Annotated in this window: 17 protein-coding genes; 10 read left to right on the forward strand and 7 right to left on the reverse strand. The window is 67.1% G+C overall.

The window, feature by feature from the left end; translation table 11 throughout:
* Positions 1-68: 68 nt before the first annotated feature.
* Entirely contained in the window at positions 69-611 is a 543-nt protein-coding gene (locus AC1VXD_RS04650; RefSeq protein WP_482991069.1) for a GNAT family N-acetyltransferase, read from the reverse strand.
* A gap of 121 nt (positions 612-732) precedes the next feature.
* Entirely contained in the window at positions 733-1,572 is an 840-nt protein-coding gene (locus AC1VXD_RS04655; protein WP_313144906.1) for a glycine zipper 2TM domain-containing protein, read from the reverse strand.
* 163 nt (positions 1,573-1,735) lie between these two features.
* Between AC1VXD_RS04655 and AC1VXD_RS04660 the strand changes: the two genes are divergently transcribed.
* Positions 1,736-1,951: a DUF6116 family protein gene (locus AC1VXD_RS04660; protein WP_482991070.1), complete on the forward strand. Its 216-nt coding sequence runs from the start codon at positions 1,736-1,738 to the stop codon at positions 1,949-1,951.
* The gene (locus AC1VXD_RS04665) at positions 1,948-2,721 is read left to right on the forward strand and encodes a TatD family hydrolase (RefSeq protein ID WP_482991137.1); all 774 of its coding nucleotides are present in this window, start codon (positions 1,948-1,950) and stop codon (positions 2,719-2,721) included. Before AC1VXD_RS04660 ends, AC1VXD_RS04665 begins: the two co-directional genes overlap by 4 nt.
* A gap of 35 nt (positions 2,722-2,756) precedes the next feature.
* Here AC1VXD_RS04665 and AC1VXD_RS04670 read toward each other — a convergent pair whose 3' ends face one another.
* On the reverse strand, positions 2,757-3,572 hold the full coding sequence (locus AC1VXD_RS04670; protein ID WP_482991071.1) for a tRNA threonylcarbamoyladenosine dehydratase: 816 nt from the start codon (positions 3,570-3,572) through the stop codon (positions 2,757-2,759).
* Between the two features lie 93 nt (positions 3,573-3,665).
* Here AC1VXD_RS04670 and AC1VXD_RS04675 point away from each other — a divergent pair, with 93 nt between their 5' ends.
* On the forward strand, positions 3,666-4,100 hold the full coding sequence (locus tag AC1VXD_RS04675; RefSeq protein WP_482991072.1) for a hypothetical protein: 435 nt from the start codon (positions 3,666-3,668) through the stop codon (positions 4,098-4,100).
* Between the two features lie 129 nt (positions 4,101-4,229).
* Positions 4,230-4,727, forward strand: a complete 498-nt coding sequence (locus AC1VXD_RS04680; protein ID WP_116864069.1) for a glycine zipper 2TM domain-containing protein — start codon at positions 4,230-4,232, stop codon at positions 4,725-4,727.
* Between the two features lie 79 nt (positions 4,728-4,806).
* On the opposite strand, the gene AC1VXD_RS04685 is transcribed toward AC1VXD_RS04680, so the two are convergent.
* Positions 4,807-5,016, reverse strand: coding sequence for a cold-shock protein (locus AC1VXD_RS04685; RefSeq protein WP_108769314.1), 210 nt, complete (start codon positions 5,014-5,016; stop codon positions 4,807-4,809).
* Positions 5,017-5,250: 234 nt separating this feature from the next.
* Between AC1VXD_RS04685 and AC1VXD_RS04690 the strand changes: the two genes are divergently transcribed.
* The 3 genes from AC1VXD_RS04690 to arsC all read left to right on the forward strand — a co-directional run bounded on the left by AC1VXD_RS04690 (position 5,251) and on the right by arsC (position 7,354).
* The gene (locus tag AC1VXD_RS04690) at positions 5,251-5,736 is read left to right on the forward strand and encodes a DUF456 domain-containing protein (RefSeq protein WP_482991073.1); all 486 of its coding nucleotides are present in this window, start codon (positions 5,251-5,253) and stop codon (positions 5,734-5,736) included.
* A gap of 122 nt (positions 5,737-5,858) precedes the next feature.
* Positions 5,859-7,013: a phospholipase A gene (locus tag AC1VXD_RS04695; RefSeq protein ID WP_482991074.1), complete on the forward strand. Its 1,155-nt coding sequence runs from the start codon at positions 5,859-5,861 to the stop codon at positions 7,011-7,013.
* Positions 7,013-7,354 carry an arsenate reductase (glutaredoxin) gene (gene arsC / locus AC1VXD_RS04700; protein WP_482991075.1) on the forward strand — a complete coding sequence of 114 codons (342 nt, stop codon included), beginning with the start codon at positions 7,013-7,015 and terminating at the stop codon, positions 7,352-7,354. Before AC1VXD_RS04695 ends, arsC begins: the two co-directional genes overlap by 1 nt.
* A gap of 147 nt (positions 7,355-7,501) precedes the next feature.
* Here arsC and AC1VXD_RS04705 read toward each other — a convergent pair whose 3' ends face one another.
* From AC1VXD_RS04705 to AC1VXD_RS04715, 3 genes are all read right to left on the reverse strand, one after another.
* The gene (locus AC1VXD_RS04705; RefSeq protein WP_482991076.1) at positions 7,502-8,137 is read right to left on the reverse strand and encodes a glutathione S-transferase family protein; all 636 of its coding nucleotides are present in this window, start codon (positions 8,135-8,137) and stop codon (positions 7,502-7,504) included.
* 45 nt (positions 8,138-8,182) lie between these two features.
* A complete protein-coding gene (locus AC1VXD_RS04710) occupies positions 8,183-8,515 on the reverse strand; it encodes a hypothetical protein (protein WP_482991077.1) in 333 nt (110 codons plus the stop codon).
* A gap of 118 nt (positions 8,516-8,633) precedes the next feature.
* A complete protein-coding gene (locus tag AC1VXD_RS04715) occupies positions 8,634-10,151 on the reverse strand; it encodes a fumarate hydratase (protein WP_482991078.1) in 1,518 nt (505 codons plus the stop codon).
* A 154-nt stretch (positions 10,152-10,305) separates the two neighbouring features.
* Between AC1VXD_RS04715 and sigJ the strand changes: the two genes are divergently transcribed.
* From sigJ to AC1VXD_RS04730, 3 genes are all read left to right on the forward strand, one after another.
* Positions 10,306-11,202 (forward strand): RNA polymerase sigma factor SigJ, encoded by an 897-nt coding sequence (gene sigJ / locus AC1VXD_RS04720; protein ID WP_482991079.1) that lies wholly within the window; start codon positions 10,306-10,308, stop codon positions 11,200-11,202.
* A gap of 36 nt (positions 11,203-11,238) precedes the next feature.
* Entirely contained in the window at positions 11,239-11,688 is a 450-nt protein-coding gene (locus AC1VXD_RS04725; protein WP_482991080.1) for a carboxymuconolactone decarboxylase family protein, read from the forward strand.
* Positions 11,689-12,065: 377 nt separating this feature from the next.
* Positions 12,066-13,919 (forward strand): ABC transporter ATP-binding protein, encoded by a 1,854-nt coding sequence (locus tag AC1VXD_RS04730; RefSeq protein ID WP_482991081.1) that lies wholly within the window; start codon positions 12,066-12,068, stop codon positions 13,917-13,919.
* Positions 13,920-13,954 lie beyond the last annotated feature (35 nt).

Genomic DNA, 13,954 nt, shown 5'->3' on the forward strand with positions numbered 1-13,954 from the left:
CCCCGGCCGACGGCCGGCTGCGTGCAGTCTGGCAAGCGCCCGCGCCGATGCCAAGCGCGGGTGCAGCATCAGCGCCTGCGCTGCTGCCAGTGCGCGCGCGACTGGCCCCAGATCTGCAACGGCTCGCCCTCGTAGGGCGGCGGCAACTGGCCCATCCGCAGCAGGCTGCTGCCCAGCTTGCGCGCCACCACCTTGGACTTCTCGTTGTCTTCGGCGATGGTGTGGATCACCTCGTCCCAGCCCTGCGTGTCAAACGCCCAGTCGATGGCCGCCACCGCCGCTTCGGGGGCGTAGCCACGGCCCCAGCGCGCGCGGCAGATGCTCCAGCCGACCTCGGGGCCGGGCCAGCCCAGCGGCTGCCACGGGCCCATGCGGCCGACCCATTCGCCGGTGGCTTTCTCGATGACGCTGAACATCGAATAGCCGAACAGCTGCCAGGCCCCGGCCAGGCTGCAGAAACTGCGCCAGGCCACCGAAGGCAGCTGCACGCCGCCGAGGCTGCGCATCACTTCTTCGTCGGCGCAGAACGCCAGGTAGGGTTCCAGATCCTGGGCCTGCGGTGGGCGCAGGATCAGGCGCTCGGTTTCAATGCGCAGGTCGAAGATGCTCATGCAGGCTCCCGCCGGTACTGGGGCCGACCATCATCGGCGATACAGGCGCGGTGTCCATGCCCGCAAACGACACAGGCCGGCAAAAGCCGGCCTGTCCGATACGCACTGCAGTGGCAACGCGTTACTGGCGATTGGCCGCTGCGTCGCCGGCCGCAGCGGTCTGCGTGACCAGCTGGCCATCCACCACCGGCAGGCGGTCGCTGGCCGGCTTGTTGTCCATGCGCACGGTCTTCTCGGCGCCGTCATAGCGGTAGGTCACGTTGTAGCCCTTGACCACATCGTTGGTGCCCATGGCGATGCGCGTGCCCGGCTTGCTGGCCATGCGCATGGTGCCGGTGGTGCCGTCCTCGTTCCGGTAGGTCACGTTGTAACCGGTCACGCGGCTCGACTCGGAGGTCGCCGTTTCAGTGTGGCACTGGCGCTCGGTGCGGTTGACCACGCGGCCACCCACGTGGCGCTTGTCCACCTGGTTGCCGATGAAGCCACCGGCCACGGCGCCGGCTGCAGTGGCAGCCTTCCTGCCATTGCCGCCGCCCACCTGGTTGCCGAGCAGGCCACCGACCACGGCGCCGACCACGGTGCCGCCGACATTGCCATCACGCTCAGGCAGCCGCTCCTGCACCACCACGTCCTCGCAGACTTCATGCGGGGTCTGGGTGGTGGAGGTCTCGCGCACCGGCTCGGTGCCGATGACCGTCGCGTAGGCCTTCTGCTTCTCGGTCAGCGGGTCGACCTTCAGCACGTCGGCGTATTCCAGACCGCGCGGTGCCGAGGCATCGACCGCGTCGCCGCGCGCGCCGTCATCGGCAGCGCTGCCATCGACCAGGCGCGACTCGGAAGGGTTCGCGGCGCCCAGTGCATCCGGGGCCTTGTCACCACTTTTCATGAAGGCGGCAGTTGCGATGCCACCCACCAGCAGCGCGCCTGCTGCGACCAGGACAGTTGTAGTTGTGCTTTTCATGACCTGCTCCCTGCGGACCGTCCGCAACGTTCTTGATGCAGATTGCAGCATGCGCTGCCTGAACGGAATCTCCACATTTCGTACCCATGGCCGTAACCCATTCAGCATCGGGAAATGCTGGGCCCGTGGTAGCGTTTGCAGCACGCCCACGAGGAGCCCCGCCATGGCCAACCCGCTGCTGCTGCCGGTCCTGCAATGGGCACGCCGGTTGCGCTACCCCACCCTGTTCAAGCTGACCGCAGGCCTGTTCGCGCTGACGCTGTTCATCCCCGACCCGATCCCGTTCGTGGACGAGCTGGTGCTGGGCCTGGGCACCCTGCTGCTGGCCAACTGGAAGAACCGCACCGCGGCGACGCCGCCGCCACTGGAACAGCGCTGAACATGCTGATCGACAGCCATTGCCACCTGGATGCCAGAGAGTTCGACCCCGACCGCACGGCGGTGATCGACCGCGCCCATGCGGCCGGTGTACAAGCCCAGGTGGTGCCGGCGGTCACCGCCGCCAGCTGGCCGAAGCTGCGCGAAGTCTGCCAGCAGGCACCGGGGCTGTACCCGGCCTACGGCCTGCACCCGATGTTCCTGGCCGACCATCGTCCCGAACACCTGGGCCAGCTGCGCGATTGGATCGAGCGCGAGCGTCCCTGCGCGATCGGCGAGTGCGGCCTGGATTTCTTCGTCGAAGGACTGGATGCCGAAGCGCAGCAGGACTATTTCATTGGCCAGCTGAAGCTGGCACGCGACTTCGACCTGCCGGTGATCGTGCATGCGCGCCGCGCGGTGGATGCAGTGATCGCCTCGATCCGCCGCATCGGCGGCCTGCGCGGCGTGGTCCATAGTTTTGCCGGCAGCCCGGAACAGGCAGCGCAGCTGGACAAGCAGGGCTTCCTGCTCGGCCTCGGCGGGCCGCTGACCTACGACCGTGCGCAGCGCCTGCAGCGGCTTGTGCGCGAGATGCCACTGGAGCAGTTGCTGCTGGAAACCGACGCACCGGACCAGCCCGACGCGGGCATCCGCGGCCAGCGCAATGAGCCGGCACGGCTGTCAGTGATCGCCCGCCACGTGGCCGCGCTGCGCGGTACCGACGTGGAGACCGTGGGACGGGTGACAAGCGGGAACGCCCGGCGGCTTTTCGCGCTGCCAGCTGACTGATCGCCGCTTCGCCGGGCACGGCCCGGCGCTACCGGTCAAACCTCGGCGGCTTCGGCCTTGACCTTCTTCGGCTCCAGCAGCAATTCGAGCGCCTTGCCGACCGCGGCGAATGCGAACGCACCGGTGATGTGCGTGGCAGCGCCCAGCCCGGCGCCGCAGTCCAGCTTCAACGCGGCATCGGCGCCCAGGTCCGGGCGCAGGCCGCAGACGCTGCCATCGGCTTGCGGGTACTTCACGTTCTCCAGCGAATACACCGCCGGTACGCCGAAATAGCGCTTGGCATTCTTCGGGAAGTTGAACTCGCTGCGCAGCTTCTTGCGGATCAGCGCAAGCATCGCGTCGTGCTCGGTGCGCGAGACATCGCGGATGCGCACCAGGGTCGGGTCGGTACGGCCGCCGGCAGCGCCCACGGTCAGCAGCGGCAGCTTGCGGCGGCGGCACCAGGCGATGGTCTCCACCTTCACCCGGAAGCTGTCGCAGGCATCGATGACCAGGTCGAAGCCACGGTCCAGCAGTTCGGCCATGTTGCCGGTGGTCAGGAACGCCTGCACGGCATCGACGTCGATCTGCGGGTTGATCGCGCGGCAGCGCTCGGCCATCGCCTCGGACTTGTTGCGGCCGTAGTTGCCCTCCATCGCCGGCAGCTGCCGGTTGGTGTTGGACACGCAGATGTCATCGGCATCGATCAGGGTGAGGTGGCCGACCGCCGAACGGGCCAGCGCCTCCACCACCCACGAGCCGACGCCGCCCATGCCCACCACCGCCACGCGGCTGCCCTGCAGGCGCTCGAGCGCACCTACGCCATACAGCCGTTCGATGCCGGCGAAGCGTTGTTTGACCTGTTCGTTCATGCCGCTATTTTAACGTGCAGGCAGCGGCGGCCATAGCGGGCCGCCATCGAACCCACCGTTGCACGCCCACGCATCCCCCATGGAGGAGCCCGCATGAACGCCAGCCCGTCCCGTCGTCCGTCCAGCGCCCAGCGCTATCTGTTCGTGCTGGTGCTCGGCCTGCTGATCGGCTTGGTCGCCACGGTCATGGTCGGCCGTGCCCTGCAGAAGGGCCGCGATCCCTTCCCGCACAGCCTGATGCATGTGATGCAGCGACAGGCGGAGATGCTGCTGCAGGCCCAGCAGCAGAACCGCTGCAGCCTGGCCGACAGCCAGCCGCGCCTGCAGTCGCTGCGGCTGCTGTCCAACGATCTGGATCTGGCGTTTCCCAAGCTGAAGGACGACGCGCGCTTCCAGCAGCATGCCAGCCGGTACCGGGCGGACCTCAATGCGGCACTGGCCGCCCCCCCCAGTGACTGCGCATCGCTGGCCAAGGTGGTGCAGACCGTGCAGGACGACTGCCGGGCCTGCCACCAGGACTTCCGCTGATTCATCTTCCAGCTGGGGAAGGATGGCGTGATTGGCACCTTGTTCACGTGGGAAAGTGGACGATTCGACCACCCTGCTGCATGACGCAGTACCACCCTTCCACCCGCCTTTACGGCCAGGAGACGCCCCATGAAGATCCAGCTCATCGCCGCCAGTGTCATTGCTACGCTCGCTCTGGCCGGCTGCGCCACCTCGCCCGGTTACGGCGGCGGTGGTTACAACAACGGTGGCTACAACAACGGTGGCTACGGCAACAACAACGGCTACAACCAGAACCGTTGCGCCGACTGCGGCATCGTGACCCGCATCAACACCGTGGCTTCTGGCCGTACCGCGCCCAGCGCGACCGGCGCCATCCTTGGCGGCATCGTCGGTGCCGTGGCCGGCCATGAGATCTCCGACCACACTGGCGGCAGCCGCGGCAACAAGAATGTCGCCGCCGCCGCAGGCGCGGTGGGTGGTGCCCTCGCCGGTAACCAGATCCAGAAGAACGTGACCAGCGATACCTACGACATCACCGTGCGCATGGACGATGGCCGCACCATCGTGGTCAACCAGCGCGACCTGGCTGGCATCCGCGAAAACACCTACGTCCGCGTCGTCAACGGCCGCGTCGTCCTGCGCTGATCCAGCAGCAGCCGACGGTGGCAATGAAAAAGGCCCGCTTGCGCGGGCCTTTTTCGTGCGATGCATTGCAGGCGGGTCGTCAGACCGGCTCTACGGCATCAGCCTGCAGGCCCTTCTGGCCCTGCACGACGGTGAAGGTGACCTTCTGGCCTTCCTTCAGGCTCTTGAAGCCCTGGGTCTGGATGGCACGGAAATGCACGAACACGTCTTCGCCGTTTTCACGGCTGATGAAGCCGAAGCCCTTTGCATCGTTGAACCACTTCACGGTACCGGTCTCGCGATCAGCCATCTCACTCACTCCCTGGTGACTCTCTTGTTGTTGGAAACGCCTGTTGGGCGGCTGACAAGCAAGGGGGAAGCGAGGTGCAACGATGCAGCGGATCGGTTAGATCTTGCTTCATCAGGCCACGATCCACGGTGACCTTGCCAAGCTCAGCGACTGCAACTTAACCCGAGCAAAACGAAAAATCAACTGCCAAAATCCCAAAGTGTCAACCCCAAAAAGACAACCATACGGGACAGCATGGACCTCTCATTCATCTTGTATCTGCTAGCGGTCATTTTCGTCCTGGTCGGCATCGCCGGGGTGATCCTGCCCGCCCTGCCCGGGGTGCCACTGGTGTTCGTCGGCCTGCTGCTCGCGGCATGGGCTGACGGCTTTGCCCATGTCGGCTGGCTCACGCTGGTGGCCCTCGGTGTCCTCACCGCGCTGTCCCTGGTGGCCGACGTCCTGTCCACGGTGGTGGGGGCGCAGCGGGTCGGGGCCAGTCGCAAGGCACTCTGGGGCACCTTCGTCGGCAGCATCGTCGGCCTGTTCTTCATGCCGATCGGGCTGTTCGCCGGCCCACTGCTGGGTGCCCTGCTGGGCGAGTACTGGCATACCCGCGAGCTGGGGCGCTCGACCAAGGTCGGCCTGGCCACGTGGCTGGGCATCCTGCTCGGGCTTGCGCTGAAGCTGGCCGTGGTGATCGCCATGCTGGGCCTGTTCGCCTTCGCCTGGTTCCTGTGAGGCCGCCGCCTTCACGCCATGCGCACGCCTGCGACGGGCATAAATCCAGGGGCTGGCCGTTGCCGCGGGCAGCCGCCACACTGTGCGTCTTCCCGTATTCTTCCTTTGAAGGGCCTGCTGCAATGACCCTCCCCACGCTGCTCCCCCGCTTCGCGCCGCTGGCGCTGGCCCTGGCCAGTGCGCCACTGGCCGCGCAGGAAATCGCGCCCGTTCCCACCGCTACGCCGGCTGGCTGCGCTGCCGTTGACAGTGACGCCGCGCGCCTGGCGTGCTATGATCGACTGTTCGGCCGCAACGCCCAGGCCACCGCCGAGGCAGACGCCGCCGCCCAGCAGGCCGCACAGAGCCTGCGTGAACAACGCCAGGCGTCCCGCCTCAGCCAGGGCGAAGAAAAGCTGCGTACCCGCGTAGGCGACATCTTCCGCCCCGCACCGGACGACAGTGCCCTGGCCAACGCCGGCCGCGGCTCGCTGCTGGACAGCCGCTGGGAACTGGCCGAGGACTCCAAGCTGGGCCCGTTCCAGCTGCGCGCCTACAAGCCGGTCTACCTGCTGCCGGCGTTCTGGACCAGCGACAAGAACCAGATGCCGCAGTCGCCGAACCCGGCCAACAGCGTGACCAACCCGCAGGTGCTGGACAGCACCGAACTGAAGTTCCAGATCAGCTTCAAGACCAAAATCGTCGAGAACCTGTTCGGCGACAACGGTGACATCTGGGCCGGCTACACCCAGAGCTCGCGCTGGCAGGCCTACAACGCCGAAAACTCGCGACCGTTCCGCGAAACCAATTACGAGCCGGAAGTGATGATGGTGTTCCGCAACGGCTACTCGATCGGTGGCTGGCGCGGTCGCATGACCGGGATCAGCCTCAACCACCAGTCCAACGGCCGCCCTGACCCGCTGTCGCGCAGCTGGAACCGGGTGATGCTCAACATCGGCCTGGACCGCGAGAACTGGGCGCTGGTGCTGCGCCCCTGGTACCGCATCCCGGAAAGTCGCAGCGATGACAACAATCCGGACATCGAGGACTACATGGGCCGCGGCGACGCGACCCTGATCTGGAACCGCAACGGCCATGAGATCGCGCTGATGGCCCGCCATTCGCTGCGCACCGGCGACCGCTCGCACGGCGCGCTGCAGCTCGATTACGGCTTCCCTATCAGCAACCTGCTGCGCGGCCACATCCAGGTGTTCGATGGCTACGGCGAAAGCATGATCGACTACAACCACAAGGCCACCTACGTGGGCGTGGGCGTATCGCTGCTGGAGTGGTTCTGATGACGGTGACGATCTGGCACAACCCGGCCTGCAGCAATTCGCGCGGCGCGCTGGCGCTGATCCGCCAAGCCGGGATCGAGCCGGTGGTGGTCGATTACCTGGGCACCCCGCCCGACGTGGCCACCCTGCGCCAGGTGCTGGCCGAATCCGGCCTTGCTGCCACCGACCTGGTGCGCAGCAAGGAGCCGCAGTTCGCCGAACTGGGCCTGGCCGGTGCCGATGAAGCCACCCTGCTGGCCGCAATGGCCGAGCACCCGCGGCTGATCAACCGCCCGATCGTGCGCACGCCCAAGGGCACGCGGCTGTGCCGCCCGCCGGAAACCGTGCAGGAGCTCCTGTAATCCGCCCCGCTTCGGTAGAGCCGGGCCATGCCCGGCTGCTTTTTCGGCGAGTCGCGCCAGGTCGACTGGATGTTGACGGCAGTCGAGCAAGCTCGACTCTACAGGGTGCGACGAGCAGCCGAGCATGGCTCGGCTCTACAGAACGGGTTACCGCCAGTCAGTGATGCCTTCGCGGCGGTACACCTCGGCGAACGCCGCGCGCGTCTTCATCGACGTGGCATGCGCCTTGAGCACCGGCCAGGTGTCGGTGGGCGTGGGCATGTTGCGCGACCAGCGCATCAGCATCACCAGCATGAAATCGACCACGCTGGGCGCCTCGCCCAGCACATAGGGTCCCTGCGCCTGCAGGTGTGTGGCCATCTGCTGCCAGGCGGCCTCCAGGCGTTGCCGGGCCATCGCCTGGGTCGCGGCGACATTCGCTTCGCCAGCAGCTTCATGCAGGTAGAACCACGCGCGGTAGGCGGGTTGCAGGGTGTTGGCGCACCAGAACATCCAGCGGTAGGCGGCGCCGCGTGCGGGCGTACCCGGCGCCGGCAGCAGGCCGGCCTCGGGGTGGCGGTCGGCCAGGTACAGCGCGATGGCGGCCGCTTCGGTCAGCACCTGGCCGTCGATCATCAGCGTCGGTACCACGCCTGCCGGGTTCAGCGCCAGATACTGCGCGGACTTGTGCTCGCGCCGATCAAAATCCAGCAGCACCAGTTCGTGCTCAATGCCCAGTTCGATCAGCAGCCAGTGCACCACCAGCGAGGCGGTGCTGACAGACCCATACAGCGTAGTGCGCATGCGACGACTCCGGTTGCGGGAAACGCCGATTATGCGCCCATGCGCTCAACCACCGCCGCACGACGCCATGCAGCTGTCCGCGTCCTGGCTGCAGCCGATCAACGGCGACTGGTCCATGCAGGCCTGCGCCTGTGACATGCACGAGCGCCGCATCTCGTCATCCTTGATCCGGTCGCACTTGCTCGCCGCCTGCGCATCGCAGGTCGAGCGGCGGTCCGAATCGGAGCGGGCCAGGCAGGCGTTGCGGTACTGCTGGCACGCCATCACGCATTGCGCGCTGGCGTTGTTGCCGGGTGCGCCGTCGTACAGATCGCCGCTGCTGCTGCAGGCGGCGAGGGAAACAACACATAACAGCGCAAGGCATCGAAACAATGACATTGGACACTCCCTGTTCAATACACCGGAAAACCCAGCGAAGCCTAGCAGCGCCAACCTTCGTGCGGCGTCAAACGAAAAACGGCGCCCTGCGGCGCCGTTTTCCTGCAACCGGTGGGGTTTACTCCACCACCACCGGAATCTTGCCAATGCGGGCCTGCCATTCGCGCGGGCCGGTCTTGTGCACCGATTCGCCGGTGGAATCGACCGCCACGGTCACCGGCATGTCCTGCACGGTGAACTCGTAGATCGCTTCCATGCCCAGGTCGGCGAAGCCGACGACCTTGGCGGCCTTGATCGCCTTGGACACCAGGTAGGCCGAACCACCGACGGCCATCAGGTAGGCCGACTTGTGCTTCTTGATGGCCTCGATGGCGGCCGGGCCGCGCTCGGCCTTGCCGACCATGCCCAGCAGGCCGGTCTGTGCCAGCACCTGCTCGGTGAACTTGTCCATGCGGGTCGCGGTGGTCGGGCCGGCCGGGCCCACCACTTCGTCGCGCACCGGATCGACCGGGCCGACGTAGTAGATGAAGCGACCCTTCAGATCGACCGGCAGTTCCTCGCCCTTGTTGAGCATGTCGACCATGCGCTTGTGCGCGGCGTCGCGGCCGGTCAGCAGCTTGCCGTTGAGCAGCAGGGTCTGGCCCGGCTTCCAGTTGGCCACGTCTTCCGGGGTGATCGTGTCCAGGTCCACGCGGGTGCCCTTCGACGAATCGTAGGTCAGCTTCGGCCAGTCTTCCAGCGACGGCGGGTCCAGCATCACCGGGCCGCTGCCATCCAGGGTGAAGTGCGCATGGCGGGTCGCCGCGCAGTTCGGGATCATCGCCACCGGCAGGTTGGCCGCGTGGGTCGGGTAATCGTTGATCTTGATGTCGAGCACGGTGGTCAGGCCACCCAGGCCCTGCGCGCCGATGCCCAGCGCGTTGACCTTCTCGTACAGCTCCAGGCGCAGCTGTTCGATGCGGTTGGACGCACCACGGGCCTGCAGATCGGTGATGTCGATCGGCTCCATCAGCGCTTCCTTGGCCAGCAGCATCGCCTTTTCAGCGGTGCCGCCGATGCCGATGCCGAGCATGCCCGGCGGGCACCAGCCGGCGCCCATGGTCGGCACGGTCTTCAGCACCCAGTCGACGATCGAGTCGGACGGGTTGAGCATGGCGAACTTGGTCTTGGCTTCCGAACCACCGCCCTTGGCGGCGACGATGACGTCGACGGTGTTGCCCGGCACCACCTTGACGTTGACCACGCCCGGGGTGTTGTCCCTGGTGTTGATGCGCTTGCCGGCCGGATCAGCCAGCACCGAGGCGCGCAGCTTGTTGTCCGGGTGCAGGTAGGCGCGGCGCACGCCTTCGTTGGCCATGTCTTCCACGCCCATGGTCGCGTCGTCCCAGCGCACGTCCATGCCGATTTCCAGGAACACGGTGACGATGCCGGTGTCCTGGCAGATCGGACGGTGGCCTTCGGCGCACATCCGCGAATTGATCAGGATCTGGGCCATCGCTTCCTTCGCGGCCGGCGACTCCTCGCGCTCGTAGGCGGCGGCGAGGTTCTTGATGTAGTCGACCGGGTGGTAGTACGAGATGTACTGCAGCGCGTCGGCGATGGACTGGATGAGGTCTTCCTGCTTGATCGATGTCACGGCTTGCTCGCTTGCTCGAGGCTGGCGGGGGTAATCCCCCATTTTACCCCCTCCCCCGCCCGCAGGATCACAATCGTAGGGTCGAAGCCCCCTGCAGGGGGCTCCGACCCCACCCACCTGTCACGCTTCATCCCTGCCCGGCGTCCTGGTCGACATGAACACTGAATCCGCCTTCCAGACCCACCGCCCGCGCCTGATGGCGCTGGCCTACCGCCTGCTGGGCAGCCGCAGCGATGCCGAGGACGTGGTCCAGGATGCCTGGCTGCGCTGGTCCGGCGCCGATCCGGCCGCCGTGCGCGACCCCGAGGCCTGGCTGGTCACCACCACCACCCGGCTGGGCCTGGACCGCCTGCGTGCGGCCCGGCGCGAGCGGGTGCACTACGTCGGCCCGTGGCTGGCTGAACCGCTGGAGATCAGCCTGGCGGTAGAACCGGCCAGCGACCCGGCCGTGGCCCATGTCCGCGCCGACGAGGTCTCGGTGGCCTTCCTGACCCTGCTGGAGCAGCTGGGCCCGGAGGAGCGCGCCGCCTTCCTGCTGAAGGAGGCCTTCGACCACGACTACCGGCAGATCGCCGCGCTGCTCGGCCTGACCGAGGCCAACTGCCGCCAGCTGGTGCACCGTGCCAGACAGCGCCTGCAGGCCGGACGGCCGCGCTTCAACGCCGATGCCGGCCAGCACCGGCAGCTGCTGGCGCGCTTCATGGACGCCACCCAGCGTGGCGACAGCGAGGCCATCCAGGCGCTGCTGCATGCCAACGCGCGGCTGGTGTCCGATGGCGGCGGCGTGGTCACTGCGGCGGTGCGCCCGCTGCTGGGCGCCGAGCGTATCGGCCGCCTGTTCTGGGCCATCACGCGCCGCGGCCTGGGCCACACCGCGCAGCTGGGCTGGGTCAATGGCGAGCCGGCGATCCTGCGCTTCCTCGGCGACCAGCTGCATTCGATCACCACTGTGGACGTGGTCGATGGGCGCATCGCCAACGTGTACAACGTGCTCAATCCGGAAAAACTGCGCGGGGGTGTCACGAACGCGGACGGCACGGCGTCCTTGTAGTGAAAGACGGCCACCGTGGCCGTCGTGGAGCTGAAAATGTCCGACCCTGCCTCTCCCCGCGTCCCCTACACCCGCCTGGCCGCCGATGCCTTCAAGGGCCTGCTGGCCACCAGCAAGGCGGTGCATGACAGTTCGATCGACCCGACGCTGATGGAACTGCTGTTCCTGCGCGTGTCCCAGCTCAATGGTTGCGGCTACTGCATGGACATGCACGGCACCGCACTGCGCAAGGGCGGCATCGAGCCGCGCAAGCTGGATACGCTGCCGGCCTGGCACGAAAGCCGTTTCTTCGATGCACGCGAGCGTGCCGCGCTGGGCTGGGCCGAGGCCCTGACCCGGCTGACCGAGCGCGCGCCGTCGCAGGCGGCATTCGATGCACTGGCACCGCACTTCAATGAGAAGGGCATCAGTGACCTGAGCATGGGGATTGCGGTGATCAATGCCTGGAACCGGCTGGGTGCCGGGCTGCTGCCGCCGCTGCCATAAGGGGGGTTTACTGGCCGGGCTGCGCCCGGCACCCGCAGAGGCGACTGCCAGAGCCAGAGCCAGAGCAAAGGCAACGTCAACCGCTGAGGTTCCGCGGGATGGCGGGGTGGGTCAGGTCGCAGGGGACGCTGCAAGTACGTCCATGTAAGCTCGGTCGCCGCATCCATGCGGCTCACGCCCCGGCGACCTGACCCACCCCGCCGTCGACAGTTTCCCGCGTCCTGTCGGAACGGCATCCCGTGCCAGCTGCTGGTGGTGGGTGCCGACCGTTGGTCGGCACGGTAGATCCAGGCACGCATGGATGAAGGGGTCAGATCCCTGTGCGCTGCAAAGGGATCTGACCCCCTCTCCACGCGTTACGCGCGCACAATGTCGGCATGCCTCCTGCCCCCGAGAAGAAACCCAGCCTGCGCCAGCGCTTCAAGGCGATGCGCAACCTGCCGCCGTTCCTGCGCCAGGTCTGGCAGACCAGCCCACTGTTGACCGCTACCAGCCTCGGCCTGCGCCTGATCCGTGCACTGCTGCCGGTGGCGATGCTGTATGTGGGCAAGCTCATCATCGATACCGCGCTGCACCTGAGTCAGCATGGGGCCGGGTTCCCGCCGCTGGGTGAGGCGCTGTCCAGTGGTTTGTTGAATCCGCTGTTGGGCCTGCTGGCGCTGGAATTCGGCCTGGCCATCGCCTCCGACCTGCTCGGCCGGCTGGTCAGCTATGCCGATGCACTGCTGTCGGAGCTGTTCGCCAACGCCACCAGCGTGCGCCTGATGGAACACGCCGCCACGCTGGACCTGGAGGACTTCGAAGACCCCGATCTGCAGGACAAGCTTGACCGCGCGCGGCGCCAGACCATGGGCCGGATGAACCTGATGAGCCAGCTGTTCGGCCAGGTGCAGGATGCGATCACCGTGGCCAGCCTGGCGGTCGGCCTGCTGGTCTACGCGCCGTGGCTGATCCTGCTGCTGGCGCTGGCACTGGTGCCGGCCTTCATCGGCGAATCGCATTTCAACGCCGCCGGTTACAGCCTCAATTTCTTGTGGACGCCCGAGCGGCGCCAGCTGGACTACCTGCGCCAGCTCGGTGCCAGCGTGGAAACGGCCAAGGAAGTGAAGATCTTCAATCTGCATCGCTTCCTGGTGGAGCGCTACCGGCGCCTGTCCGCGGCCCTGTTCCTGGCCAACCGCGCGCTGGCGCGGCGGCGCGCATTCTGGGGCACGGTGCTGGCCGCACTGGGCACGCTGGGTTATTACACCGCCTATGCCTATATCGCCTGGCGCACGGTACGCGGCGATTTCTCGATCGGCGACCTGACCTTCCTCGCCGGCAGTTTCCTGCGCCTGCGCCAGCTGCTGGAAGGCCTGCTCATCGGCTTCTCGCAGGTGGCCAGCCAGGCGTTGTACCTGGACGACCTGTATTCGTTCTTCCAGATTGAACCGGAAATCCATTCGCGCGAGGGCGCCGCCAGCGTGCCGAGGCCGATCCAGCAGGGCTTCGTGTTTGAGAACGTCGGCTTCCGCTATCCCGATGCCGAGCAGTGGGCGGTGCGCCACCTCGATTTCCAGCTGCAGGCCGGTGAGGTGCTGGCGCTGGTGGGCGAGAACGGTGCCGGCAAGACTACCCTGGTAAAGCTGCTGGCGCGGCTGTACGAGCCGGACGAAGGCCGCATCCTGCTCGACGGCCGCGACCTGCGCGACTACGACCTGGACGATCTGCGCGCCAACCTGGGCGTGATCTTCCAGGATTTCGTGCGCTACAACCTCACCGCCGGCGAGAACATCGGCGTCGGCCAGGTCGAGGCGATGGCCGACCAGGCCCGCATCGCCGATGCCGCGCGCCGGGGCATGGCCGAAGAGGTGATCGATGCCCTGCCCGGCGGCTACGAGCAGCTGATCGGCCGCCGCTTCAAGCAGGGCATGGACCTGTCCGGGGGGCAGTGGCAGAAGATCGCCATCGCCCGCGCGTGGATGCGCGACGCGCAGGTGATGATCCTCGACGAACCGACCGCCGCGCTCGACGCCCGCGCCGAGTTTGAGGTGTTCCAGCGCTTCCGCGAACTGGCCGACCGGCGCACCGCCGTGCTCATCTCGCACCGGTTTTCCTCGGTGCGCATGGCCGACCGCATCCTGGTGCTGGCCGAGGGCCGGCTGGAGGCCAGCGGCACCCACGAGGAGCTGATGGCCCAGGGCGGGCGCTACGCCGAGCTGTTCGAACTGCAGGCCGCCGGGTATCGCTGAGCGGCCCTGAGAACGCCTCTCGTTCCGGATAATGA

It is taken from the genome of Stenotrophomonas sp. STEN054 (assembly GCF_056854535.1).